The organism is Streptomyces flavalbus (genome assembly GCF_042674625.1).
Lineage (GTDB): Bacteria > Actinomycetota > Actinomycetes > Streptomycetales > Streptomycetaceae > Streptomyces > Streptomyces flavalbus.
Window position 1 is genome coordinate 7,044,899 of record NZ_JBHTEB010000001.1, and the last position, 26,108, is coordinate 7,071,006.

Here is a 26,108-nt window from a genome sequence, read left to right on the forward strand (position 1 = left end):
AGGGCCGCTAGCGTCCGGCCCATGGTGCGCGACTACCTCATCCTCGGGGCCGGACCGGCCGGTCTCCAGCTCGCCGCTCTGCTGGAACGCGACGGACGCGACTACGTCGTCCTGGAGCGGGGGAGCGGCCCCGGCACGTTCTTCACCCGCTTCCCCCGGCATCGACAGCTCATCTCCATCAACAAGGTCAACACCGGTTACACCGACCCGGAACGCGCCCTGCGCATGGACTGGAACTCGCTGCTCACCGACGATCCCGAACTGCTCTTCACCCGGTACAGCGAGCGCTACTTCCCGGCCGCCGACGACATGGTCCGCTACCTGCGCGACTTCGCGACGCGCACCGGCGTACGGGTGCGATACGACACCGCCGTGGAGCGGATCTCCCGCGACGGTGACGGCTTCCTGGCGCGCGACACCACCGGCCGGACCTTCCGGGCCCGCCGCCTCGTCGTCGCCACCGGCGTCTCTCTCCCACACGTACCGGACATACCCGGCATCGAGCGCACCGAACGCTACGACGCCTTCGACACCGACCCGGCCTCCTTCACCAACCAGCGCGTCCTCGTCCTCGGCAAGGGCAACTCCGCCTTCGAGACCGCGGACGCCCTCATGGAGAAGGCCGCCGTCATCCACGTCGCCGGACCGCACTCGCTGAAGCTGGCCTGGAAGACCCACTTCGTCGGCCATCTGCGCGCGGTCAACAACAACTTCCTCGACAGCTACCAGCTCAAGTCGCAGAACGCCGTCCTGGACGGCACCGTGGAGGCGATCGAACAGCGGCCCGACGGCGGCTACCGGGTCGAGTTCCGGTACGCCCGGACCACCGAGCGGCTCCGCGAACTCCACTACGACCGCGTCATCGTCTGCACCGGCTTCCGCTTCGACGCCACGCCGTTCGCCGCCGACTGCCGACCGGCCCTCACCATCGACGACCGGTTCCCCGCCCAGACCTCCGCCTACGAGTCCGTCAACGTCCCCGGCCTGTACTTCGCGGGCACGCTCACCCAGCAGCGCGACTTCAAACGGTCCACCAACGGCTTCATCCACGGCTTCCGCTACGGCACGCGCGCCCTGCACCGCGTCCTCGGCGCCCGCCACCACGCGACGCCGTGGCCGTCCCGCACCCTGCCCGCCACGCCCGAGGCCGTCGCCGACGCCCTCGTGGAGCGCGTCAACCGCTCCTCCGGGCTGTGGCAGCAGTTCGGCTTCCTCGGCGACGTCGCGACCGTCCACGACGACCACACCCGCTACGCGGAGGAGGTCCCGCTCGACTACGTCACCGACGGCGGACTCGGGCCCGCCGCGCACCGGTTCGTCATCGACCTGGAGTACGGGCCCGACCACGACCACGTCGACCCGTTCGACGTCACCGTGCCCCGCGTCCGCGAGAACGACCCCGAGCACGCCATGGACGCCACCTACCTGCACCCCGTGGTGCGGTACTACCGCGACGGCGGCCTCGCGGGCACCCACCACCTGGCGGAGAACCTGGAGAACGACTGGGACATCCCCGCCGTGCACCGGCAGCCGCTCGCCGCGTTCGTGAAGTCCTGCCTTGGCTGAGCAGTTTCCCGGCGCCGTCCTCGACCTCCTCGACGCGGCGGGCGACCGCCCCGTCTTCGAGCACGGCGACCGGACCGTCACCGGCGCCCAACTCCTCGCCCTGGTAGGGCGGGTGTCGCGCGGCCTGCGCGCCAGGGGCGTGCGCCCCGGCGACGGCGTCGCCCTGCTGCTCGGCGTCACCCCCGAGGCGTTCGCCGCCGTCCTCGCCGCCCACACCGTGGGCGCCCGCGTCGTCGGCGTACGCCCCGGCCTCACGGCCGACCAACGGCACCAGCTGCTCACCGGCGCGGACATCGCCCACCGGGTCACCGACAGCCCGGACCGGCCGGACGACCAGGACGGCACCGGTACCGTCCCGCCCCTGGCCCTGGCCGACCTGCTCGCCGCCGAGGACGACGGCCGCCGCCCCCGCGTCACGGCCCGCCCGCACGACGTCGCCCGGCTCCTGCACACCAGCGGCAGCACCGGCGTCCCCAAGGCGTGCGCGCAGACCTACGCCGCGATGACCGCCGCCTGGGCGGCCCACCCCGACCGCTGGCCCCCCGCCATCCGCGAACTCGCCCCGCGCCTGCGCCGCTTCCTCGTCTTCGGCACCCTCGCCAGCCAGGTCATGCTGGAGTACGGCCTGCTCGCCCTGGCCGCGGGCGGCACCCTCGTCACCGCCGACGCCCCGGCCTTCCCCGACAGCCTGGTGCGCCACCGCGCCACCGGCAGCGTCATCACCGTGGCCCGCCTCACCAAGCTCGTCGCGAGCGTCCGGGCCCGCCCCGCCGACCTCGGCGCCCTGCGCGCCCTGATGGTCTCCGGCTCCCCGATCGACGCCGCCCGGCTGCGCGAGGCCGCCGAGGTGCTCGGACCCGTCGTCTTCCACGGCTACGGCCAGACGGAGACCGGCATGATCTCCATGGCCACCCCGTACGACGGACCCGGCTCGCTGGGCGTCCCCCCGGTCGACCTGGAGGTACGGGACGCCGACGGGAGGCCCCTGCCGCCCGGCACGGACGGCGAGCTCTATGCCCGCACCCCCTCCCAGGGCTGCGGCTACTGGGGCGAACCCGCCCTGAGCGCCGAGGTGTTCACCGACGGCTGGGTCCGCACCCGCGACATCGGCCACCTCGACCACGCGGGCCGCCTCTGGCTGACCGGCCGCGCCCGTGACGTCGTCATCGTCAACGCCCAGCTCTACTACGCCGGACCCGTCGAGCGGGTGCTCGCCACCCACCCGGCCGTCAGGGAGGCGTACGTCGTCGCCGTCCCCGACGACGACACCGGCGAGGCCGTCCACGCCCACGTGGTGCCCGCGCCGGGCCAGGCGCCGCACCTCGCGGAACTGCGCGCCCTGGTGGCGGCCGAACTGGGCGAGGCCACCGCCCCGACCCGGCTCACCCTCCTCGACGAGGTGCCGCTCACCCCCGCCGGAAAGCCCGACAAGCGGGCGCTGGCGGCCCGGGCTCAGCGCACCTGAGGCGCCGCCGCACGCCGTGGACCCCCGCCCCGCGCCCGCTCCCGCCGGTCTATCCACGCCAGCAACGGCGTCGCCATCACCGTGGTGACCACGGCGACCACCACCAGCGCGCTGAACAGCGCCTGCGTCACGATGCCCGCCGCAAGGCCCAGGTTGAGCGCGATGAGCTGCATCAGCCCCCGCGCGTTCATCAGCGCCCCCACCCGCAGCGCCACCGCCCCCGGCTCCCCGGCCAGCCGCGCCGCCAGCCAGCACGCCCCGAACTTCCCCGCCACCGCCACCAGCACACAGCCCAGCGTCAGCAGCAGCACCGGCCCGGAGGCCAGCAGCGCGAAGTCCGTGTTCAGGCCCGAGTAGGTGAAGAACAGCGGCAGGAACACCGTGCCCACCGGCTTCAGCGTCTCCGCCGTGTGGTCCAGGCGCTCCGACCGGGGGAAGACCAGCCCGAGGCTGAACGCCCCGAACACCGCGTACAGCCCGATCTCGTCGGTGTACCAGGCCACCAGGAACAGCGCCCCGACCAGCACCGGCAGCAGGCTCTCCGGCGCCACCCGCTCCGAGAGCCGCACCGTATGGCCGTGCAGCCGCGTCACCACCGCCAGCACCACCACGAGCCCGAGGGAGCCGACGACGGCCACCGACACCAGATCCGCGCTGCCCCCGGAGATGCTGAAGACCCCCGCGAGCAGCACCCACGCCAGCGCGTCGTCCACGGCACCCGCACCGAGCGACAGCGACCCGTACCGGGTCCCGGCCAGGCCCCGTTCGGAGATGATCCGCGCCAGCATCGGGAACGCCGTCACCGCCAGCGCCACCCCCACGAACAGCGCCGACACCACCAGCGGCACCCCCGGCACCAGGGTTCCCGTCCGCTCCCCGACGGCGGTGATCAGCGCCGCCCCGAGCGCCACCGGCACCAGCACCCCCGCCGCCGAGACCAGCCCCGCCGACCGGGCGACCCCGCGCAGCCGGTCCACCCGGAAGTCCCAGCCGACGTGGAACATGAACGCCACAAGCCCGATCTGCCCCACCACGTACAGGACCGGCCGCAACTCCTCCGGAAAGAGGCCCGCCTCCACCCCCGGGAGGAGCGCGCCGAGCACCGAGGGACCGAGGACGACCCCCGCGAGCATCTCCCCGACCACCGGCGGCTGACCAAGCCGCCCCAGCAGCGCCGAGACGACCCGGCACACGGCGAGGATCACCACGACGGCGAGGAAGAACGCGGGGGCGAGTTCCGAGGGCGTCATGCGCTGTCTCCCGAGGAGTGATCTCCCGTGGACCGGTCCCGCGTACCGTGGGCCACCGGGCAGCGGTCGGGCGGAAACCGTTCGAAGTACCGTGCGGCCAGCCGCAGTCGACGGGCGTGCAGCACCATCACCGTGCCGAGCACGAGCTGCCGCACCCCCCGGGTGACGTCCTCCACCCCGTCCCGCACCCGCAGGAACCGCCGCAGTTGCGCGAGGCGCGCCCCGGGCTCAAGCCCGCGCGGGACCAGTAGGCACGGCGCGCGGTGCGGGATGGACCGGGTGTGCGCGACCGGCGAGTCCAACTGGAAGCGGCGCAGCACCTCCCGTACGGCGGCCCGCAGCACCAGCGGCGACAACCGCCACGCCGGACAGGGCCGGTTGGCCGCCACCCCGAACGGGATGTGGTGGACGTCCCGGGCGGACAGCGACGCCCAGCGGTCCGGGTCGAACTCGTCCGGCCGGTCGTAGCCCGCGGCGTGGTAGTCCGGGTAGCTGAAGCACACCACCGAGCCGGACGGCAGCGTGGTGCGCCCGTCGAGCGGGATGTCGTCCGTGGTGACGCGGTGCGCGATGCCGAACAGCGGGTACAGCCGCATCGTCTCGTCGAGTACGTGCGTCAGGTACCGCTCGTCGTCCGGGTCGCCCGCGAGCCTCCGCTGCGCCTCCGGATGCCGGGCCAGCGCCAGCAGCACGTGCGCGGTCGCCTCCGACAACTGCACCACCGCCGTGTTGAAGAACGTGCCCTGGAGGTAGAAGACCCGCTCCTCGGGCGACAGCGAGGACGGCAGCCGGTGCGGCACGTCACCGGCCGCCACCCGCTGCCGCAGGTACGCCGTCAGCCGCGCCCGGCGCCGCGGATGCCGCAACCCCGTGCACTTCAGGGCGGTGATCACGTCCTCCGCGTGCCCGGTGATCAGCTTCCGGGCGTGCGGCGGGCACGGCTCGCGGAACACCAGCCCGTAGCAGAACTCCGCCCAGGCGGGCATCACCAGGTCACGCAGCCGCACCAGGCTGATCCGGTCCGCGGGCAGCGCGTCCAGCACCCCGGCGACCGCCCGGGTGGCCGCCGCCGTCAGGTCCGCCGAGCCGCCCGCGAGGATGCGCCGGGTCGTCTCCGCCACCTCCTCGTAGCGCGGCCCGGGCTCCAGGTGCTCCTGGTGCACCTCGGGCCCCGGCGCCAGCCAGTACCAGAACAGGTCGGACAACCCCGCCCCGGCGCTGCGGCCGTTGGCGGCCGGATGGGCGTACACCCGCTCGAACACCTCGGGGCCGTACGCCGCGTTGGGCAGCGTCACCGCCCGGTCGCCGTTCACCCGCTCGAAGACGCGCACCCGCAGCGCCACCACGGCACGCGGCAGCCACCAGGTGTCAGGACCCCGCCCGCCGCTCACCACGGACCGTCCCCGCGGACCACCATGTCCGGCGTCAGATCGGTGTTGCCGCCGCCCCCGCACAGCGCCAGCGTGTGGTCGTAGCCGTCCCGCAGCTCAGCGAGGACCTGCCGCACGCCCGCCTCCCCGTCGGCGGCCAGCCCCCACAGCACCGGGCGGCCCACCCCGACCGCCGCCGCGCCCAGCGCCAGCGCCACGGCCACGTCCGAACCCCGGCGCACCCCGCCGTCGAGCAGCACCGGCACCCGGCCCGCGACCGCCCCGGCGACCGCCGACAGACAGTCCACGGCGGCCGGTACGGTGTCGCACTGGCGCCCGCCGTGGTTGGAGACGACGACCCCGGCCGCCCCGTGCGCGACGGCCAGCAGCGCGTCGGCCGGGTGCAGGACCCCCTTCACCAGCACGGGCAGCGCCGTCGCGGCCAGCAGCGCGTCGAAGTCCCGCCAGGACAGCGCCGGGGACATGGGGATGTCGGTGAGGGCGCCCGGTGGGGCGCCGGGCAGGTCCCGCATGTTCTCGGCGGCGTAGCCGGGCGGCAGGTCCGTGAAGCCGTTGCGCAGGTCCCGGGCGCGGCGGCCGAACACCGGGGCGTCGACGGTGACCACCAGCGCGGTGCAGCCCGCCTGCTCCGCCCGCCGCACCAGCGCCTCGGTGACCTCGGGGCGCGGGTGCAGGGAGAGCTGGAACCACACCGCCGCGTCGGCCACCGTCTCCCGGGCCGCCGCGACCACCTCGCCGACCGCGACGGTCGCGGCCAGGCCGGTCACCAGGACGGCGCCCTCGGCCGCCGCCGCGCGGGCGGTGGCCCGCTCGCCGTCCGGGTGCAGCAGCCGGTGGAAGGCGGTCGGCGCGACCAGCACCGGCCCGGCCCCGCGGGCACCCGGCAGATCGACGGACGTGTCCCGCCGCGCGTTGCCGCGCAGCACCCGCGGCAGCAGCCGGTACCGGTCGAACGCGCGCTCGTTGTCGGCCAGGACGCGCTCCGCGCCCGCGCCGCCCGCCACGAAGTCGTAGCGCACCGGGTCCAGGATCCGGCGGGCCCTGTCGTGCAGCGCGCGCAGCGTCATGGCGCCACCGGGGCGCCGCGGTAGGTGGTGAGGAACGCGCGCAGCGGGGCCAGGTGCACGGCCTCGTCGTCCCACTCGTTCTCCAGGTTCTCCGTCAGGTGGTGCTCGGCGACGAACTCCCCGGCGCGGTACCAGCGCAGCACCGGATGCAGGTAGCGGCCGTCGAGACCCGAGGTGTCCTGCTGGGAGGGGCGGCCCGCCGTCACGTCGAAGGGGTCCACGCGGTCGTGGTCGGCCCCGTACTCCAGGGTGATCACCGCGTGGGCGGCCACCTCCCCGAGGTGCCCCGCGCGCACGGCCCGCGGCACATGGCCGACCGGCACCTCCTCGGCGTAGCGCAGCGTGCCGTCCGGGGCGAGCAGCAGCAGGTCGCCGAGGACCCCGAACTGCTGCCACAGCGCGGAGGACCGGTTGACCCGCTCGACGATCCGGCGGACGGCGCCCTCGGTGCCGGGCCCCAGCTCCGCCACCGGCCAGGGCTCACCGTGGTGACGGCGGCGCAGCTCGCGGTGCAGGGCGCGCACCGAGTAGCGGAAGCCGTGGATGAAACCGGTGGTCGACTTCTTGAAGTCGCGGCCCTGCGTCAGCGTCCCGGCGAAGTACAGCTCCGGCACGTTCACCGACTCCCCGACGGCGGTGACGGCGGGGAACCGGCCGTCGACCACCGTCTCGGGCGTACAGCTCCCGTCGAACACGGACGCGTCGAAGCGGAACCCGGTCGCGACGATCACCCGGTCGTAGTGGAGGTCCTTCACCACCTCGTCGACCCGTTCGAACGCCACCGGCACGCGGAAGCCGTCCCCGTCCCGCCGGATCTCCAGGACCCGCCCGTCCAGCAGGGCGTTCTGCGACTTGAGCTGGTAGCTGTCCAGGAAGTTGTTGTTCACCGCCCGCAGATGGCCCACGTAGTGCGACCGCCAGGCCATCCGCAGCGAACCGGAGCCGACCAGGTGGATGACGGCCGCGGTCTCCATCAGGCTGTCCGCCGTCTCGAAGGCGGAGTTGCCGCGCCCGAGCACCAGCACCCGTTGGTCGGTGAAGGACTCCGGGTCGGGGTCGAAGGTGTCGTAGCGCTCGGCCAGTTCGATGCCGGGTACGGACGGCAGGTTCGGCAGCGGCACCCCGGTGGCCACCACCACGCGCCGCGCCCGCCAGGTCCCCCCGGTGGCGTCGGTCACGGCGAACCCGTCGGCGTCCCGGGCGACCCGCTCCACGGCGGTGCCGTACCGCACCCGTACGCCGGTGCGTTCCGCGAAGTCGCGCAGGTAGCGGACCATGTCGTCGGCGGCCGGGAAGTACCGTCTGCTGTAGCGGGTGAACAGCAGCTCGGGATCGTCGCTCAGCAGGGAGTTCCAGTCCATCCGCAGCCGCAGCTCCGGATCGTCGTACCCGGTGTGCACCTTGTTGATGGAGATGAGGGTGCGGTGCCGGGGGAACCGGGTGAAGAAGGTGCCGGGACCGCCGCCGCGCTCCAGCACCATGTAGTCCGCGCCGTCGCGCTCCAGGAAGGCGGCGAGCTGGAGTCCGGCCGGGCCCGCTCCGATGATGAGGTAGTCGTGCGCCATGGCCCGGAAGCTAGCCAGCGCAATTCAGAGCCCTCTGAGATTCCCCGCCTACCGTCCCGGACGTGCTGACCACCCAGGACACCGTCACCCTCACCGCGCCCCTCGACCCCGCCGTCCTGCGCCGCGCGGCCGGGCCGCTGACCGTCACCGTGGACGACGCGGCCCGCGCCCGCCTGGACCGCGGGCGCCGCCTCTTCCGCGCCCTGCGCGACGGCGACGGCGGGGGGCGGCCCATCTACGGCAGCACCACCGGATTCGGCGCCCTCGTCGGCTACGCCGGACGGGCCGACGAGGCCGACCAGTGCGACAACACCCTCGCCCACCTCGGCGCCGGACAGGGCCCCGACCTGCCGCACGGCATCGTCCGCGCCGCCCTGCTGGTGCGCGCCCGGTCCCTCGCCCAGGGCCTGTCCGGGGTCTCCGCCGAGGTCGTCGACCGCCTCGCCGACATGTTCGGTACGACGTTCTCCCCGGCCGTCCCGCGCTACGGCTCCGTCGGCGCCAGCGGCGACCTGATCCCGCTCGCCTACGCCGCCCAGGCGCTCCGCGGCCGGGGCCACGCCTACGTCGACGGCCACCGGATGCCCGCCGCCGAGGCGCTCACCGCCAGCGGACTGCGCCCCCTCACGCTGGACGGCCGCGACGCCCTCGCCCTCGTCAACGGCACCTCCGTCACCACCGCCGCCCTCGCCCTGGCCCTGGACACCGTCCACGCCGCCCACCACGCCCTCACCGCCCTGACCTGCCTGCTGGCCGACCTGCTCGGCTGCGACCCCGGCTTCCTCGACGCCGACCTGCTGCGCGCCTACGGCCACCCCGGCGCCGCCGACACCGGCGCCCGGATGCGGCACCACCTGGCCGGTACGGTCCCGTCCGGCGAACGCCCGCTCCAGGAGCCGTACAGCATCCGCTGCTCCCCGCAGGTGCTGGGCGCCGCGCGGGACGCGCTGCGGTACGTCGACACGGTGGTCGCGGCGGACCTGGCCGGGGTCAGCGACAACCCGCTGTTCCTGCCCGGTGCGGAGGACACTCCAGGGCGGACGGTGCACGGCGGGAACTTCTTCGGGCAGCCCGCCGCGTTCGCCGCCGACCTGCTCGCCTCCGTCACCGCCCAGCTCGGCAACCTCGCCGAACGCCAGCTCGACCTGCTGGTGGACCCGGCCCGCAACGGCGGCCTCCCGCCCATGCTCGCCACCGAACCCGGCGCCCAGCACGGCCTCCAGGGCGTCCAGTTGGCGACCACCGCCCTCGTCGCCGAGATCCGCCGCTGCGCCACCCCCGCCGCCATGCAGAGCCTGCCGACGAACCTGCACAACCAGGACATCGTCCCGTTCGGCACCCAGGCCGCCCTGCGCGCCCACGACATGGCCGACCTGCTCGTCCTGCTGTGCGGCTCGCTCGCCCTGGGCCTGCGCCAGGCCGTGCACGTCGGCGCCCGACACCCCACCGCCCCCCGCTGCGCCGCCCTCCTCGACACCCTCACCGCCGCGATCGCCCCGGTCGACCCGGACCGCCCACTGGACGCGGACGTCCGGACAGCGGCACGGTTGCTCGCCACGCACGCCAGGTCCTGAACGCGGGTTCCGGGACCGCCGGGGGCGGCGGCGCGCTCTGCGGCAGCCGGAGGGTGAAGCGCGCACCGTGCCCGGGTCCGCCCGCCGTCGCCGCGACCGTGCCGCCGTGGCTCGTGACGACCTCCCGCAGCAGCGCGAGCCCCAGCCCGTACCGGCCGCCACCGCCCCGGTGGAACCGCCGGAACAGCCGCTCGGCCTCCCCGGCGTCGAAACCGGGCCCGGTGTCCGTGACCGCCAGCACCACCGTCGTACCGGAACGGGACAGCGCCATCTCGATCCGGCCGCCCGGCGGGGTGTGCGCGATGGCGTTGGCCAGCAGCTCCCCGACCGCCCGGCGCAACGCGGACGCGACCCCGTCGACCCACAGCGGATGCGGCGGCCCGTCCACCCGCACGGTCAGCCCGCGCTCACGGACCCGCTCCGCCTCCTCGGCCGCCGCCGACCGGGCCAGCGCCACCAGGTCCACCCGTCGCACCGCCCGCCACGTCTGCCCGGCCGTCAGGGCCGCCGACGACAGCAGGTCGTCCAGCACCTCCCCGAGCCGCCCCAGCGAGGTCACCAGCAGCGCCAGCCCCTCCCGGTGCGCGGCGGGCAGCCCGTCCTTCGCCGCCCGGCGCGCCAGCACCTGCGCCCGCGTGTGCGCCCGGGTGATCGGCGCGCGCAGCTCATGGCTGGCGTCGGCGACGAACCGCCGCTGCCGGGCCAGCGCCTCCGCCAGCGGCGCCACCGCCCGGCGCCCCAGGACCAGCCCCGTGACGCCCGCCGCGGCCAGCCCCACCACCTCGGCCACGCTCAGCGCGAACCACAGGTGGCTGCGGTCGGCGAGCTGGGTCCGCAGGTCCAGCACGGCCTGCACCACGTCGCCGCTGTCCCGCATCTCCGTCCGCACCAGGTAGACGGTGCCCGCGCGCCGCACCGTGCGCTCGACCGGCGCCCGGGTCTGCCGCACCCGGTCCAGGTCGGCGTACAACGGGAACCCGACCGGCGCGTTCGGCATCACGGCCGCGCCCCGGCCGTACAGCCACATGCACGCGGGCGGCCGGGACAGGTCGCTGTGCGCGGCGCCATAGCGCACCTCACGGCGTACCTGGTCGTCCTGGGCGTGCGTCATCACCGTGTACGCGACCCCGCCGACGACGGTGATCAGCAGCGTGATGATGGCGGCGGTCGTCCACACGATCCGCCGCCGGGCCCGCCGCACCGCCTCGTCTCCCGCCCGCCCCGGCTCCCTCACAACGACCCCAGCCGGTAGCCGACCCCGCGGACCGTGCGCACCGCCCCGCGCCCGAGCTTGCGGCGCAGGTAGTACACGTAGGTGTCGACGATGGACGGCGCGTGCGCCTCCTCGAACACCGTCCGGCGCAGTTCCGCCCGCGAGTACACCGCGTCCGGGCGGGTGGCCAGCGCCCACAGCAGCGCGAACTCCCGCGCCGCCAGCCCCACCCGCTCACCGTCCGCCAGCACCACCTCCCGCCGCCCGACGTACAACTGGCCGGAACCGATCCGCAGCACGTCGGTCGCGTCCAGCGACCGTCTGCACAGCGCCCGTAACCGGGAGGTGAGTTCGTCCAGGTCGAAGGGCTTGGGCAGATAGTCGTCGGCCCCGGCGTCCAGCCCGTCCACCCGGTCCGGCACACTGCCCATCCCGGTCAGCAGCAGCACCGGCGACCGCACCGGCCGCGACCGCAGCCGCCGCAGCAGACCGAGCCCGTCCAGCACCGGCAGCCGCCGGTCGATCACGAGCACGTCATAGCTGCGGCTGAGCCCGAGATGCAGCCCACGCTGCCCATCGGTCGCGACATCCACCGCGTACCCCTCGTCCCGCAGCACCCCGCCGAGCAACTCGACCAGCTCCAGGTCGTCCTCGACCAACAGCAGCCGCCAGGGATCCCGCCTGTGTTCCAGAGTCACCGTGCCCTCCCTCGCCCCAGTCTCGGGCCTGTCAACGCCTTTGTGACATAGGGGAGTTCCACTTCTCGACGCACAGCGGGGAAGGGCTTCGCCGCACCGGCCGCCGACCGTCGGTATCCCGCCACCGCGGACGGCACGCCGGAAGGGCCACCCGCCGCTGAGCGGTGGCCCTTCCGGAGTCTGGTGGTGCCGACGGCGAACGGACGCGCTACACGGCCGTGAACCGCCACTGCTGGTTCGTGCCGCCGTGGCAGCCCCACTGCAGGAGCCGTGCGCCGTCGGCCGTCGAACCGCCGTTGACGTCGACGCACAGTCCACTGGGAAGGCTCTTCATCGTGTACACGCCCGCCGTGGTGGTCGGTGTGACGAGGAACTTCTGCGCGTTGCCGTTGTCGCAGGTGGACTGCTGCAGGAACGCGCCCTGGGCGGTGGACCCGCCCGTGACGGCGAGGCACTTGCCGCTGTGCACCGCCTTCAGGTGGACGGCGCCGCCACCGGCGTCGACGGCCTGCCACTTCTGGTTGTCGCCGCCGGTGCCCGGCCACTGGACGATCTGGGCGCCGTCAGCGGTCGAGGCGCCGCTGACGTCCATGAACTTGCCGCTGTGCTGCGCCGCGACCGTCCAGGTCCGACCGGCCACGCCGCCGCCGCTGCCCGGTTCGCCGACTCCGCCGCCGCCGAACGTGAGCGAGTCGAGGTCGAACCAGTTGTCCGACGTGCCCCTGAACACCAGGTACAGCTTGTGCGAGCCAGCGAGACCGGTGGTGTTCACGGCTGGCGTGGACTGGTAGGTGTTCCAGCCGCCGGTGCTCGGTACCGGTGTGGTGGCCAGGAGGGTGCCGGTCGGGGAGTCGGCGCGCAGTTCGATCGATCCGCCGCCGCCCGGCGACGACAGCCGGTACCGCACGCTCGTGATGCCCGACAGGCTCATGGGGTCGAACGCGATCCAGTCGTTGGCGGAGATGTAGCCGACCCGCTTGCCGCTCTCCGCTCCGGCCTGCTCGACGAGCTGCACACCGGACTGGTCCGTGAAGAACTCGGCCTGCTTGTGCTTGGGCTGGAGGATCGCGTGGGCGTGGCCGGTGAGCGGGGCCGCACCGCCGGGGCCACCGTCGTCGGTGTAGCGGGCGTTGAGGACGTAGTACAGGTTGGCGCCGTCGGGGTGCCCGCCGAGCAGCGTCGTGTCGATGGTGCCCGAGCACCCCGGGTAGTCCGTGGTCTCGTGCTGGTGGTCGTCGTGGCCGAGGGCGGGGTTGACGAACACCTTGGCGCAGTCGACGGGCGCGCCGCCCGGGTCCGAGACGGACACCCTGTACGGGACACGGTCCCCGAAGTCCAGCATTCCGCCGTCGGCCGGAACCGTGATCGTGACGACCGGTGCGGTGTTGCCCACGGTGATCGGCACGTTGGCGAAGGCCGTCTTGCCGGTGTTGTCGGTGACCTTGAGCTGGGCGGTGTAGTTGCCGTTGGCGGTGTAGGTGTGGGACGGGTTCGCCGCCGTGGACGTGGTGCCGTCACCGAACGTCCAGTGGTAGCTGAGCGTGTTGCCGGGATCGGGGTCCGTGGTTCCCGCGCTGCTGAACTGCACGGTCAACGGCGCGTTCCCGCTGGTGGGCGTGCCGGTGGCCTTGGCGATCGGCGACCGCCCTCCCTGGACGTAGTCGATGCGGTAGAGCCCCGAGTCGTTGTTGCCGCCGAAGAAGTCGGTGCCCCATTCGAGCAGGTACAGCGAGCCGTCGGGCCCGAACTCCATGTCCATCGGCTTGAGGAACCTGCTGGCGGGCAGGAAGGGGTTGGTCCGGGTGACCGCGGTCGCGGAGTCGAAGTGGACCTCCTTGACGGAGTGGCGTGACCACTCGTAGAAGAAGTGGACCCCGTCGTAGTAGGGCGGGAACTTCGTCCCGGACGGGTTCGCGGCGTCGTAGCGGTAGACCGGTCCGCCCATCGGCGCCGAACCGCCGGAGCCGAGTTCGGGGAAGTCCGGTGAGACGCCGTAGCCGTACCACATGTTCGGCGCGACGATCGGCTTGAGGCTGGTCAGGCCGGTGTTGTTCGGTGAGTTGTTGACCGGCGCGGCGCAGTTGAACTTGGCGCCGACGACACCGGTGTCCGGGTTGTAGGGCGCGTAGGCCTGGTTGTCGCCGTGGCAGAACGGCCAGCCGTAGTTGCCCGGCGCCTTGATGACGTTCAGCTCGACGAGCCCTTCGGGGCCGCGGTTCGTCGCGGGAGGGTTCCGGTCGGGGCCGTAGTCGGCGAGGTAGACCCACCCGTTGGCCGGGTCGATCGAGAAGCGGAACGGGTTGCGGAAGCCCATCGCGTAGATCTCCGGCCGGGTCCGCGCCGTGCCCTGCGGGTAGAGGTTGCCGGACGGGATGGTGTAGCCGCCGTCGGCCGACGGCCGGATGCGCAGGAGCTTGCCCCGCAGGTCGTTGGTGTTGCCGGCGGTGCGGGCGGCGTCGAGGTTGGCCTTGCCCGGCCGCCAGTCCAGCGGGGCGTAGCCCTGCCAGTTGGCGTCGAGGTTCGGTGGGACGTCGTCCCCGGTGCCGATGTAGAGGTTCTTGTCGGGGCCGAACTCGATGTATCCGCCGGTGTGCCCGGGCTCGGCGAACGTGCGGTCCCGGGTCGCGGGGATGTCGATGACCGTCACCTGGCTCGACATGTTCAGGGTGTCGCCGGTGAGCGTGAACCGGGAGACCCGGTTGATGTCGTTCGGGACTCCGGCCGGGGAGTGGTACAGGTACACGTAGCCGTTGCTGGCGAAGTCGGGGTCGAGCGCCAGTCCGGTGAGGCCGTCCTCGCCGCCGGTGTACACGTTGAGCGTCCCGGCCGTCACGGTGCTGTTCGTGGCCGGTTTGAAGATCTTCACCTGCCCGGCCCGCTGGACGTAGAGCACCCGCCCGTCCGGGGCGACCGCGAGGGCCATCGGGTCCGTGGTGTTGTCGTCGAGGGTGCGCTTGTCGAAGTTGCTCCAGACGGTGCCGCCGCAGTCGCCGGGCTCGTTCCCCGCGGCCCACTTGACGCCCCCGAGGACGTGGTCGCGGAAGTGGGTCTCGCTGTAGGCCGCGCTGGCGTGCCCCATGCCGGTGGCCCACACCCGGCCGCCGCCGGTGTTGCGGCACCAGGAGATGGGGTGGTCAGGACCCATGGCGCGGGGGCCGGGTTGTACGTCCGCTCGTCCGCGGTGACCAGGACATGGACGTCACCGCGCGGGTTGCGGTCGAAGTTGTACCACTCCTCGCTGCGGTTCCAGCGGTCCGGCAGACCGGCCGTCGACGGGTGCTTCTTGTCCGCGACGATCGCGGTGCCGCCCAGCACGCCGGGGGAGTGTTCCGGCATGTGCGCGCCGCCGTTGATGGTCTGGTCCCACCACGGGTACTCGCCCTCGATGCCCATGTCGGTGGCGTTGTGGATCGCGACGACGCCCTTTCCGCTGGCGAGGTAGCCCTCCACCGCCTGACGTTGGGCCGCCGTGGTCCACACCATTCCCGAGGTCTGGAACATGATGAGCACGTCGAAGGTGGCGAGGTTCGCCGGGGTGAAAACGCTGGAGTCCTCGCTGTGGACCACCTCGAAGTTGTTGGCCGCCGCCTGCTCCCGGAACATCGCGAGGCCAGCGGGGATCGAATCGTGCCGGTAGCCCACGGTCTTCGTGAAGACCAGGGCCCGGAAAGCCGGCGCCGCTGACGCCGGTTGGGCGACGACGAGCGACAGAAGCACGCTCGCTATCGCCCCGAAGACAACGATGATGCGACGCATTCCGTCTCCCCTTCCGGCGGAGCAACGGGGGGAGTCACACCAGATGCGGCCGTCTCCCGTGGTTTGCGGGCCAGGATGCAGCGGCGTATCGCGACAGTCAATATGAATCGGGTGCGGTCGACTCCATAACACTTTTCACGTATCAATCGCCGTTGGTTCGGCGCGCGACGGTGGACGGCCCTATTCGATAACAGATTCTCGCGTGCCAGTAATTTCCTGCCGCGATGTCCGCTGGTATTGCCAGGCGTTCATGGAGGCATTTACTCTCGTGGCTGCGATGTCGCCATCGCGTCCGGTGAAAGTTCGCGGTTATTCGACCGAGAACGGCGCTGGCAAGCCCACGACGCTTCGCAGCCCGCGTGAGCGGAGTCACCGCTGCCGCTGTCGTTCCTGCTGCTGCTGCTCGCCGTCGCCGCCGCGGCCTGGCTCGTACCGGCGCGCACCCGCTTCGGCCCCCACCTGATCGCCGTGGGCGGTGATCCGGAGGCCGCCCGGCTCTCCGGCGTGCGTGCCGTCATCCCCTTCGGCCCGCCCGGGAACCGCCATAAGGAGGAGACGTGTTCACCCCTCTCGCGCTACCGAGGCGGCTGCTGACCGGAGCCGCCACAGCCGGTCTGGCCGCGACCGCCGTGATGGCGTCCCCCGCGCCCGCGTCCGCCGCTCCCGTCACGGTGTACGTCTCGCCGTCCGGCACCGGCACCGACTGTTCCAGCGCGCGGCCGTGCTCACTGCCCGTCGCACAGGCGATGGTGCGCTCGCTCAACGACGCCATGGCGGACGACATCGTGGTGCAGTTGGCCGACGGCGTGTACCGGCTGACCCAGACCCTGCGGCTGACCGCGGAGGACTCCGGCTCGGGCGGTCACACGGTCGTGTGGCAGGCCGCCCCGTCCGCGCGCCCGGTGATCACCGGTGCCCGGGCGGTCACCGGCTGGACGGTGGCCGACGCGGCCAGGAACATCTGGAAGGCCGACGTGCCCGCCGGTCCCGACGCCCGGCAGCTCTACGTCGACGGCGCCGTCGCAACCCGGGCCCGCACACAGGTCAACAGGGCGGACTTCACGCCCTCCAGCACCGGAATGAGGTTCTCCAGCGGTGCGCTGGGCTATCTGAACAACCTGGCGAACCAGAGCCGGATCGAGGTGGAGGGCGTCAACTCCTTCACCGACCGGTACTCGCCGGTGCAGAGCATCAGTTCGAACTTCATCACGATGCGGCAGCCAGCGTGGAACAACAACAACTTCGGCTACGACACCCTCATGCGGCCCCACCGCGCCGGTCCGTTCTACCTGTCCAACGCGTACGAGTTCCTGGACTCGCCCGGCGAGTGGTACCTCAACCCCACGGCCGGAGCCCTGTACTACATCCCCCTGGCCGGGCAGAACATGAGCACCGCCGACGTGGAACTGCCGAGGCTGCAGTCACTGGTGAGCGTCGGGGGCACGTATAGCGAACCGGCGCACCACGTCGCCTTCCAGGGAATCACCTTCACCGGTACGAGCTGGCTCGGCCCCAGCGGCAACCAGGGTTACGCGGACCAGCAGACGGGCGCCTACATCTCCGGCGACTGGAGCTGGCCCAGCTTCGACTCCTGCCACAACGGCTGCACGCAGTTCGAGGCCGCCCGGCCGCACTGGCAGCAGATGCCAGCCGCCGTGCAGGTCTCCGCCGCCCACACCATCACCTTCAGCGACTCCCGGTTCGTCAACCTGGGCCAGACGGCCATCGGCATCGGCAACGACGCGGGCGCGCACACCAGCGGCGTCGGCCTGGGCGCCGCCGACATCACGGTGACCCGGTCGGAGATCGCCCGCAGCTCAGCGGGCGGCATCCTCGTGGGCGGCGTCCGCGCCGACGCCCACCACCCGAGCGACCAGCGCATGGTCAACCGGGACATCACGATCAGCGACAACCGCATCCACGACCTCGGCGCCGACTACCGGGGCGTCGTATCCGTCCTGACCACGTACGTCACCAACAGCACCGTCGCCCAGAACGAGGTCTACGACATGCCGTACTCCGGCATGTCGATCGGGTACGGCTGGGGCGCCAACGACGCGGGCGGCAGCACCCACTACGCCAACCGCGGCCTGTACGACTACCAGCCGCGCTACACGACGCCGACCACCGCGTCCAACAACCGGCTCATCGGCAACCACATCCACGACGTCATGCAGCAGATGAACGACGGCGGCTGCATCTACACCCTCGGATGGAACCCGAACGCGCAGATCAGCCGGAACTACTGCCTGCGGACCAACGGGTACTTCGGGGTGTACTTCGACGAGGGCTCGAAGTACTACACGGCGACCAACAACGTCTTCGCGAACACCGGTACATGGGCGACGGCCAACTACTGGGGCGGCGAGAACATGGGGAACTGGACCGTCACCAACAACTGGTCGACCAACGGCAGCACGAACGTCACCAACGGGGACCGGGGCAACGTGGTCTCCGGCAACGTCACGGTCACCAACGGCAACTGGCCCTCCGGCGCCCAGGACGTGATGGCGTCCGCCGGGCCGCAGGGCACCACCCCGCCGCCCACCGGCCAGCAGATCGTGGGCGCGCAGTCCGGCCGCTGCCTGACCGCCCCCGCCACCACCAACGGCACCCAGACCCAGCTCCAGGACTGCACCGGAGCGGTCGGCCAGACCTGGACCCACACCGTCGGCGGACAACTGACCGTCAACGGCGGCAAGTGCCTCGACGCGAGCGGACGCGGCACCACCAACGGCACCGCGGTCATCGTCTGGGACTGCAACGGCCAGGACAACCAGCGGTGGAACGTCAACGCCAACGGCACCATCACCGGCGTCCAGTCCGCACTGTGCCTGGACGCCAACGCCGGCGGCACCGCCAACGGCACCAGGATCATCCTCTGGTCCTGCAACGGCGGCGCCAACCAGCAGTGGGCACCGCGGTGACGGAAACGCGTCGGTCCCGCCGCTAACGCCCCAGCAGGGTCGGCTCGCCCGGCCCGCTGCGGCGTACCACCCACGCCTCGGTGATGTGCGTGAACATCGCTTCGGCCGCGCCCTTGGGGTCGTGCGCGGCGATCCGCTCGTAGACGCGCCGATGGCCGTGGTTGGAGGCGACGCAGAAGGCGCGGCCGGTCCGGCCCATGTACCGGGCGGAGTCGATGACCTGGCGCTCCAGCGAACGAACCACGGCACGGCCGATGCGGTTCCCCGACGCCTGCATGACGGTGTCGTGGAACGCCCGGTCCTCCTCGTGGTAAGCGGCGGGGTCGTCGACGAGTTCGTCCATCCGCTCCACCAGAGCCCGTAGCTCCTCGATCGCCTCGGCGTCCGCCAGGCGGGCGGCGACGTTGGCCATGTCGGACTCCAGCGCGCGGCGGGTCGCGACGAGGTGGTCGAGGATGGCCAGGCTCTCGTCCTCGGCGATGGTCGCGCCGAGGACCAGCTCGTCGAGCATGTTCCACATCGTCGGCGGGGTGACCATCGTGCCAGCGCCCTGACGGACCTGCACCAGCCCCTTCTCCTGGAGGATCTTCACCGCCTCGCGGACCACGGTGCGGCTGACCGAGAAGGTCTCGCAGAGCACGGGCTCGGGGGGCAGCGGCGAACCGGACGGATGGACTCCACGGACGATCCGCTCCACCAGCTCGGCGGTGACCGCCGCGGCGAGGTTCACCGGGCGCCGACTCCAGGCGGGGGCCTCAGCGGCCTCCGCGGATGACTGCGGTACTGCCGTCATGACACCCCCCGGGGACCCGTGCCATACCACGGATGCTCGCCAACTATACGGCATCTGGTTGACGTCATACGTCATACGAGTTACATACGTCATACGAGTTGCGTTCCTCCTCAGCCTCAACTGCCGGGCACCCGGCCACCTCAGGAGAGTGGGGCAGCAATGAACCAGCGCACACGGTGGTCGGCGATCCTGGTCGCCGGGCTCGTCGTCTCGGTCGGCTGCGGAAGCGCCTCCGACCCGGACTCGGCGTCCGGTGGTGCGAAGGGCAGGCTCGTCGTCTGGGACTGGAAGTCCGGCGACGCCACAGCGTCCTCCTACGTCGAGAAGGCCAAGGCCGACTTCGCCAGGCGACATCCCGGCGTGACGGTCGAGTTCGTCGCGCAGCCGTTCGACCAGTACTACACCCTGCTCGGGGCGGCCATCCAGGCTGGCAGGGGCCCGGACGTCATGCTCTTCAACGGGGGCGGGCAGATCCGTGACCGCGCGGACTTCCTGCTGCCGCTGGACGAGTACGTCCGTGCCGACAGGAAGCGGCTGGCCGGATGGGAGGCCTTCACCAAGGACGGCAGGACCTACGCCGCTCCGGTCACCTTGCAAGGCCACCCCATCTACTACAACAAGTCGCTCTACCGGAAGGCGGGACTGGACCCGGAGCGGCCCGCCACCAACTGGCCCGCGTTCGTCGCCAACTGCCGGACCCTCACCAAGGCGACCGGTGCCAGGTGCCTCGCGCAGGGCAACAAGGAGGGCATCGGAATCCAGTTCTTCCTGTCCGGGCTCGGCTCGGGCGTCCTGTCGCCCACGGAGTACGACGACTGGATCGCGGGTAGACGGGACTGGTCCTCGCCAGCGGTCAAGCGGATCTTCTCGCTGTGGAAAGAGGCCGACGACAAGGGCCTGAACAACGACGGGGCGAACTCGACCGCGATGTTCAACGACGCGTTCGCGGTGTTCCAGTCCCACAAGGCCGCCCACGTCATCGGGTTGATGTCGGACGTCGGCCACTGGAAGGACTTCGCCGAGTTCCTCGACGCCGACGACATCGGCGTCATGAGGGCGCCGGTCGTCACGCCCGGCGCCACGCCGAGCCTTCCCTACGACGGCGGCATCGGCTACGCCGTCGCGAAGCGGACCAAGGACCCCGAGGCCGCCGCCGACCTGGTGCGCTCCCTGACCTCGACCGACGCACTGAGGTCGTTCTACGCCGACGCGGGCGCCATCGCGGCCGACCGCACCGTGGACGTCTCCGGCGGTGGCCCCGCCGTCGCCACCCTCGTGTCCGAGATCGACGGTGGCAAGCCCGCCCTGCACGTGGCCCTGCCGTCCAGGACCGTGGACCTGATGGGGCGGCTGTCCCAGCAACTGCTCAGCGGATCGGTCACGGTCGACGCGGCGGTCGAGCAGTTGGCGGCGTCCGACCAGGCGGGCTGAGACCATGTCACCCGGCCGACGCGCCGAACGCCTCGCCCCCTACGTCCTGGTCGCTCCCGCCGTCCTCGTCATCGTGCTGCTCCGGCTCTGGCCCCTGGGACTGGGCGTCAACTTCTCCTTCACCGGTGACGGCGAACACAACGGCGCCCCGGTGGGGCTCGGCAACTACGCCGAGCTGACCGACGACCCGCTGTTCCGCACCGCGCTGCGCAACACCGGACTGCTGGTGCTGCTGCTGCCGGTCGCGGTCGCCATCCCGGGACTGCTCGCCACCTTCATCTACCTGCGGGTTCCAGGGCACCGCGTCTTCAGGAGCGTCTACTTCTTCCCGGCCGTGCTCTCCCCGGTGATCGTCGGCGCGATCTTCAACCTGCTCCTCGCCCACGACGGTCCGCTGAACACCGTGCTCGGTGGCCTGGGCTTGGGCCCGGTCGACTGGCTCGGCGACCCCGACGTGGCCGTCTTCGCCGTCGTCGGCGTGCACGTCTGGGCGACGTCAGGGATGGCGCTGGTGGTGTTCCTGGCCGGGTTCGCGACCTTGGACTCCGCGCTTCTGGACGCCGCCCGCGTCGACGGCGCCTCGCTCGCGCGGATGATCCGGCACGTCATCGTCCCGGGGCTGTCCCGCACCATCGCGTTCGTCGTCGTCACCACGATGATCGGGATGCTGACCTCGATGTTCGGGCTGCTCTACGTCATGACCAGCGGTGGCCCGGAAGGGTCGACCTACCTGCCCGAGTACTACATCTGGGTCCAGCAGGGGCAGATGAGCCGCCCGGCGCTCGCGTCCGCCGCGTCCACCGTCCTCTTCCTCGTCATGCTGGTCGTGGGCCTGTTACAGGTCAGCCTGCTGCGCCGGGCGGGGAGGGAGGAGTGATGTCCCGCCTGGGCCCGAGCAGATGGCTCGTCGCCGCACCGATGGCGCTCCTCGCCCTGGCGACGGTCTACCCGCTGCTGTTCACCGCCAACGTCGCGATGAAGACCCGCCGCGAGTACGTCCTCGACCGGTTCTCCGTGGCGAGCGCCCTGCGGTGGGACAACCTCAGCACCGCGTGGAACAGCGCCGGCATGGGGCGGTACTTCCTCAACTCCGTGATCGTGGTGACCTGCGCCGTGGCGCTGTTGCTGCTCATCGGGTCCATGGCCGGGTTCGCGCTGGCCCAGGTGCGGTTCCGCGGCTCGTCCGCGCTGACCCTGGTCTGCCTCGCGGCGCTGTTCGTCCCGTTCCAGGTGATCATGGTGCCGCTGGCCAGGATCATGGCCGACGGCGGGCTCATCGACACCTATCCGGGGCTGGTGCTCGCCTACGTCGCGCAGTTCCTGCCGTTCACCGTCTTCCTGCTGACGAGCTACTACCGGGCGGTGCCCACCGAACTCGTCGACGCCGCACGGATCGACGGGAACACCCTGTACGGCGTCTACCGGCGGATCATGCTGCCGATGGGGGCACCGGCACTGCTGTCGGTGGGCATCCTCGACGCGCTGTTCTGCTGGAACGACGTGCTCATCGCGCTGCTGATGATGCCGTCGGCCGACCACCGCACCCTGATGGTGGGCATCACCTCACTGCGCGGCCAGTACTCCGCCGACATCCCCACCTTCGCAGCCGGCGTCCTGATCGCCGGGCTACCCGTGCTGGTGACCTACCTGTTCCTGCAGCGCCAGATCGCCGACGGCGTGACGGCCGGCGCGACGAAGGGATGACACATGCGCATCACCGGGTACCGGACCCTGACGACGGCGCAGCGATGGGGCCGACCCGTCGGTGACGCCAACGGCGTCCACGCCGACGGCGTCATGCCCGTGCCGGTCGTCATCGTCGAGACCGACGAGGGGATCACCGGCGTCGGCCTGGGACCGCACGTGGAAGCCGAGGCGGTCTTCGCTGCCCTCGACGGCCAGGACCCGCGCGCGGTGACCGCCCTCTACGACCGGATGCTGCGGCACACCTTCAAGGCCGGGCACGCCGGTGTGGTGTTCGGCACGATCGGCGCGTTCGACACGGCACTGTGGGACATCAAGGCCCAGGCCGTGGGCGAGCCCCTGTGGCGGCTGCTCGGCGGCAACGACCGCGTGGTCCACGCCTACGCCTCCGGCCTGGACATCGGCCTCACCGACGACGAACTCGTCGCCACCTACCAGGTCTACGCCGAACACGGGCTGAGGGCGGCGAAGCTCAAGGGCGGCCTCGACGTCGAACGCGACCGGCACCGGCTGTCCCTCGTGCGCGAGGTACTGACCGAGGCCGCGCACGGGAGGCGGCCAGGGCTCATGCTGGACGCGAACGAGTCCTGGAACCGCAAGCAGGCGGTACGCCACGTCGCGGAGCTGGAACGCACCCTCGACCTGACCTGGGTCGAGGAGCCGGTCCGGCGCTGGGACGCCGACGGCCTGGCCGCCGTCAGCCGTGGCGTACGCACGGCGGTCGCCAGCGGGGAGAACCTCACCGGCCTCGAACAGTTCCGCCCACTGATCGCGGCGGGAGGCGTCGACGTCGTCCAGACGGCCGCGGTCTGGGGAGTCACCCACTTCCTGCGGGTCGCCGCGCTGGCGCACGCCCACGACCTGCCGGTCAGCCCGATCGGCAACACACCGGTCGCGCTGCTGCACGCCGCGACGTCGGTGCCCAACCACCTCGTCAGCGAACTGCAGGACCTGCGGCCACCGACCGGCGTCGCGACGGACCTGCACGTCGAGGACGGCGCCTTCGTGCTCGGCGACACACCGGGCCTGGGCGTCCGGATCGACGAAACGGCGGTGACCGCGGCCCGTCAACGACCGGCACACGCACCCGAGGGACCGCACATACGGCCGGAGCGGGCCGGTCGGCGGCTGCTCGCGGTCACCTCCGGACCCCGCCGGTCCACCGCGGAAGGGGCTCTCGACACCATGGGGACGGAGGATCGATGACAGCGGTTGTCCACCGCGTGACCCACACCGTCGACGTCAACGCCGTCGCACCGGGCCGCCGAGCATCACCACCCGGCCACGCCCACCTCGACCGCCTGGTCGTCGCCGCACAGGCTGGCGATCCACGAGCGCTCGACGACCTGGCCGCGACGTACCTGCCGCTGGTGTACGCGATCGTGCGCAGGGCACTGGGCGAGCTGACGGACGTAGACGACGTGGTGCAGGAGACGATGCTGCGGGCCCTTCCCGAGCTGCGTACGCTGCGCGCCCCGGAGTGCTTCCGGCCCTGGCTGGCCACGATCGCGACCCGGCAGATCAGCACCCATCTGCACCGGCGGCAGGTGGACGCCGAACGGACGGCCCCCCTCGACGAGGTGACCGACCCGCCGGACGCCGACGCCGAGAACCTGGCCCTGATCCACGTCGAGCTGTCCGGTCATCGCCGGAAGACCGTACGCGCCAGTCGCTGGCTCGACCCGGACGCCCGGGCGCTGCTGTCGCTGTGGTGGCTGGAGGCCGCGGGCCGACTGACGCGGGCGGAGCTCGCGGCGGCGCTGGGAACGAGCGTGGCCCACGCGGGTGTGCGCGTCCAGCGGATGCGCAACCAACTGGAGCTGAGCCGGGCCCTCCTCGCCGCGCTGGAAGCCAGCCCCCGCTGCCCACGGCTGACCGCCGCGCTGGGCGGCTGGGACGGCGTACCGAGCACGCTGTGGCGCAAGCGCATCACCCGACACACCCGATCCTGCGCGGACTGCGGCCGGGCCGCCGACGAACTGGTGCCCCTGGAGCGGCTGATCGTCGCCCTGGCGCTGTTCGGCGCCACGGCGACCGCGACGGTTCAAGCCAGCCGCCGCTAACGAAGACCGCCGCGATTCACCCGCGGCGGGCGCCACCAGATCCAGCACAGCACGGACGTGACCACACCCCCCACCGGGAAGGGACGACCATGCCCCACACGCCTCGTCAGCGCCACCTCGCCCGGGCGCTCGCCTGCGTCCTGACCGCGCTGAGCACCCTCGCGGTCGTCGAGCCCCAGAGCGCCTCGCCAGCCGCCGCCGCTGACACCGCCCAGTTCCGCGGGGTCAACTGGGCCCGGCTCGGTGACAACTTCCACGGTGGACCGCTGGTCCTGCACGGGCTGAGCGGCTCCGACAGCTACCAGACCGTCGTGGCGAAGGCCAACGCCGTCTACACCGGCTTCGAGAACAACCTCGGCGCCAACACCGTCCGGCTGCCGGTCAACACCTACACCGTCGGGACGAGCTGGTGGAGCGCGTACACGGGCGCGATAGACGCGGCCACCGCGAAGGGATTCAAGGTCATCCTCTCCTACTGGGAGGACGGGGTGGCCGCCCAGGGCGGTCGCATCGTCAACCCGAGCGCCTTCGACACCATGTGGAACACCGTGCTCGCCCGGTACGGGACCAACAGCCTCGTCTACTTCGAACCGATGAACGAACCGGCGGGACACAGCGCCAGCGAGTGGGCGAACCTGGTGAGCGACTGGATCAGCGGCCACCCGTCGATCCCGCGCAACCGCGTCTTCGTCAGCGGCGCCGGCCTGAACACCGACATCGCGTCGATGTGCGCCGACCGCCGCCTCGACGGCACGTTCCTGTCGCTGCACCACTACACGTTCTTCAGCGGTGCGAAGACCTACGACCAGTGGGTGACGTACCTGCGGAACGCGATCGGCTCCTGCGCCGACCGCACGGTCGTCGACGAGTTCGGCGCCCCGATGGACACCGGGATCGACTACCACGACGCCACCAGCACCGACAACTTCGTGCGCTACTTCCGCGCCACCACCACGGTGCTCCGGGAACTGCGGATCGGCTCCGTCTACTGGCCTGGGCTGGGCGGGAAGATACGCGCTGGCCAGGGCGACGACTGGTACGCCATGCAGAAGCTGCACGGCACCGGTACCGACCTCACGCTCAGCACCCCCAGCGCCAGCGGCCGCGAGCGCCTCAGGTACGGCTGGGGCCTGGACGGCGAGGTCCCGGCCCCGACCAGCCTGCTGCGCAACGCCGGTACCGGGCGCTGTCTGGACATCCCCGGCGGGACCACGGCGAACGTCCAGGTCCAGGTGTACACCTGCGCCGACTCGGCCGCCCAGCGGTGGACCTTGACGGCTGGCGGGCAGATCACCGCGCTGGGGGGCCAGAAGTGCCTGGACGCGTACGGCGGCGGGACGACGAACGGCACCGTGGTCGGCACGTGGGCGTGCAACGGTGGCGACAACCAGCGGTGGACGGTGGGCGCCGACGGCACCGTCCGCGGCGTCCACTCCGGCCTCTGCCTCGACGCGAACACCGCCACCTCCAAGGTGCAGTTGTGGGCGTGCTGGGGCGGCGACAACCAGAAGTGGCAGATCCAGAACACGTACGCGCGAGGCGAGATCAACGCGCCGATCCCAGCCGACGGGGAGGCGGGACGGCGTACGGCCGCCGACCCGCTCACCGGCGGTTCGGCACACCCGAGTCAGTGACCTGCTCCAGT

18 protein-coding genes and 1 pseudogene are annotated in these 26,108 nt (G+C 72.1%); 11 read left to right on the forward strand and 8 right to left on the reverse strand.

Features of this window, described 5'->3' with window-relative positions; translation table 11 throughout:
* Positions 1 to 21: 21 nt before the first annotated feature.
* Positions 22 to 1,566, forward strand: a complete 1,545-nt coding sequence (locus ACFQZ6_RS31425) for an NAD(P)-binding domain-containing protein (protein ID WP_381615968.1) — start codon at positions 22 to 24, stop codon at positions 1,564 to 1,566.
* Entirely contained in the window at positions 1,559 to 3,031 is a 1,473-nt protein-coding gene (locus ACFQZ6_RS31430) for a class I adenylate-forming enzyme family protein (protein ID WP_381615971.1), read from the forward strand. The genes ACFQZ6_RS31425 and ACFQZ6_RS31430 overlap by 8 nt, the downstream gene beginning before the upstream one ends.
* On the opposite strand, the gene ACFQZ6_RS31435 is transcribed toward ACFQZ6_RS31430, so the two are convergent.
* The 4 genes from ACFQZ6_RS31435 to ACFQZ6_RS31450 are packed head-to-tail and all read right to left on the reverse strand — an operon-like array spanning position 3,019 to position 8,304.
* A complete protein-coding gene (locus ACFQZ6_RS31435; protein WP_381615973.1) occupies positions 3,019 to 4,281 on the reverse strand; it encodes a cation:proton antiporter in 1,263 nt (420 codons plus the stop codon). The genes ACFQZ6_RS31430 and ACFQZ6_RS31435 overlap by 13 nt on opposite strands.
* Positions 4,278 to 5,675, reverse strand: coding sequence for a cytochrome P450 (locus ACFQZ6_RS31440; RefSeq protein ID WP_381615976.1), 1,398 nt, complete (start codon positions 5,673 to 5,675; stop codon positions 4,278 to 4,280). The genes ACFQZ6_RS31435 and ACFQZ6_RS31440 overlap by 4 nt, the downstream gene beginning before the upstream one ends.
* Positions 5,669 to 6,739, reverse strand: coding sequence for an alpha-hydroxy acid oxidase (locus tag ACFQZ6_RS31445; RefSeq protein ID WP_381615979.1), 1,071 nt, complete (start codon positions 6,737 to 6,739; stop codon positions 5,669 to 5,671). The genes ACFQZ6_RS31440 and ACFQZ6_RS31445 overlap by 7 nt, the downstream gene beginning before the upstream one ends.
* Positions 6,736 to 8,304 (reverse strand): NAD(P)-binding domain-containing protein, encoded by a 1,569-nt coding sequence (locus ACFQZ6_RS31450; RefSeq protein WP_381615982.1) that lies wholly within the window; start codon positions 8,302 to 8,304, stop codon positions 6,736 to 6,738. The genes ACFQZ6_RS31445 and ACFQZ6_RS31450 overlap by 4 nt, the downstream gene beginning before the upstream one ends.
* 62 nt (positions 8,305 to 8,366) lie before the next feature.
* Between ACFQZ6_RS31450 and ACFQZ6_RS31455 the strand changes: the two genes are divergently transcribed.
* Positions 8,367 to 9,878 (forward strand): HAL/PAL/TAL family ammonia-lyase, encoded by a 1,512-nt coding sequence (locus ACFQZ6_RS31455; RefSeq protein WP_381615985.1) that lies wholly within the window; start codon positions 8,367 to 8,369, stop codon positions 9,876 to 9,878.
* On the opposite strand, the gene ACFQZ6_RS31460 is transcribed toward ACFQZ6_RS31455, so the two are convergent.
* From ACFQZ6_RS31460 to ACFQZ6_RS31470, 3 genes and pseudogenes are all read right to left on the reverse strand, one after another.
* Positions 9,784 to 11,112, reverse strand: coding sequence for a sensor histidine kinase (locus ACFQZ6_RS31460; protein ID WP_381615988.1), 1,329 nt, complete (start codon positions 11,110 to 11,112; stop codon positions 9,784 to 9,786). The genes ACFQZ6_RS31455 and ACFQZ6_RS31460 overlap by 95 nt on opposite strands.
* Positions 11,109 to 11,789 (reverse strand): response regulator transcription factor, encoded by a 681-nt coding sequence (locus tag ACFQZ6_RS31465; protein ID WP_381615991.1) that lies wholly within the window; start codon positions 11,787 to 11,789, stop codon positions 11,109 to 11,111. Before ACFQZ6_RS31465 ends, ACFQZ6_RS31460 begins: the two co-directional genes overlap by 4 nt.
* Positions 11,790 to 11,997: 208 nt before the next feature.
* Positions 11,998 to 15,545, reverse strand: a pseudogene (locus ACFQZ6_RS31470) (ThuA domain-containing protein).
* 399 nt (positions 15,546 to 15,944) lie between these two features.
* Here ACFQZ6_RS31470 and ACFQZ6_RS31475 point away from each other — a divergent pair.
* Complete coding sequence (locus ACFQZ6_RS31475) at positions 15,945 to 16,139, forward strand: ABC transporter permease subunit (RefSeq protein WP_381618801.1); 195 nt, start codon at positions 15,945 to 15,947, stop codon at positions 16,137 to 16,139.
* 38 nt (positions 16,140 to 16,177) lie between these two features.
* Complete coding sequence (locus ACFQZ6_RS31480; RefSeq protein WP_381618804.1) at positions 16,178 to 18,472, forward strand: ricin-type beta-trefoil lectin domain protein; 2,295 nt, start codon at positions 16,178 to 16,180, stop codon at positions 18,470 to 18,472.
* 22 nt (positions 18,473 to 18,494) lie between these two features.
* On the opposite strand, the gene ACFQZ6_RS31485 is transcribed toward ACFQZ6_RS31480, so the two are convergent.
* Positions 18,495 to 19,265, reverse strand: coding sequence for a FadR/GntR family transcriptional regulator (locus ACFQZ6_RS31485; RefSeq protein WP_381615994.1), 771 nt, complete (start codon positions 19,263 to 19,265; stop codon positions 18,495 to 18,497).
* A gap of 159 nt (positions 19,266 to 19,424) precedes the next feature.
* On the opposite strand from ACFQZ6_RS31485, the gene ACFQZ6_RS31490 reads away from it, so the two are divergent.
* From ACFQZ6_RS31490 to ACFQZ6_RS31515, 6 genes are all read left to right on the forward strand, one after another.
* Positions 19,425 to 20,696, forward strand: a complete 1,272-nt coding sequence (locus ACFQZ6_RS31490) for an ABC transporter substrate-binding protein (protein WP_381615997.1) — start codon at positions 19,425 to 19,427, stop codon at positions 20,694 to 20,696.
* 4 nt (positions 20,697 to 20,700) lie between these two features.
* Positions 20,701 to 21,573, forward strand: a complete 873-nt coding sequence (locus tag ACFQZ6_RS31495) for a carbohydrate ABC transporter permease (RefSeq protein WP_381616000.1) — start codon at positions 20,701 to 20,703, stop codon at positions 21,571 to 21,573.
* Positions 21,573 to 22,400, forward strand: a complete 828-nt coding sequence (locus ACFQZ6_RS31500) for a carbohydrate ABC transporter permease (protein ID WP_381616003.1) — start codon at positions 21,573 to 21,575, stop codon at positions 22,398 to 22,400. The genes ACFQZ6_RS31495 and ACFQZ6_RS31500 overlap by 1 nt, the downstream gene beginning before the upstream one ends.
* Before the next feature lie 3 nt (positions 22,401 to 22,403).
* The gene (locus ACFQZ6_RS31505) at positions 22,404 to 23,606 is read left to right on the forward strand and encodes a mandelate racemase/muconate lactonizing enzyme family protein (RefSeq protein WP_381616006.1); all 1,203 of its coding nucleotides are present in this window, start codon (positions 22,404 to 22,406) and stop codon (positions 23,604 to 23,606) included.
* Positions 23,603 to 24,463 carry an RNA polymerase sigma factor gene (locus ACFQZ6_RS31510; RefSeq protein ID WP_381616009.1) on the forward strand — a complete coding sequence of 287 codons (861 nt, stop codon included), beginning with the start codon at positions 23,603 to 23,605 and terminating at the stop codon, positions 24,461 to 24,463. The genes ACFQZ6_RS31505 and ACFQZ6_RS31510 overlap by 4 nt, the downstream gene beginning before the upstream one ends.
* A gap of 89 nt (positions 24,464 to 24,552) precedes the next feature.
* Positions 24,553 to 26,097, forward strand: a complete 1,545-nt coding sequence (locus tag ACFQZ6_RS31515) for an RICIN domain-containing protein (RefSeq protein WP_381616011.1) — start codon at positions 24,553 to 24,555, stop codon at positions 26,095 to 26,097.
* Positions 26,098 to 26,108 lie beyond the last annotated feature (11 nt).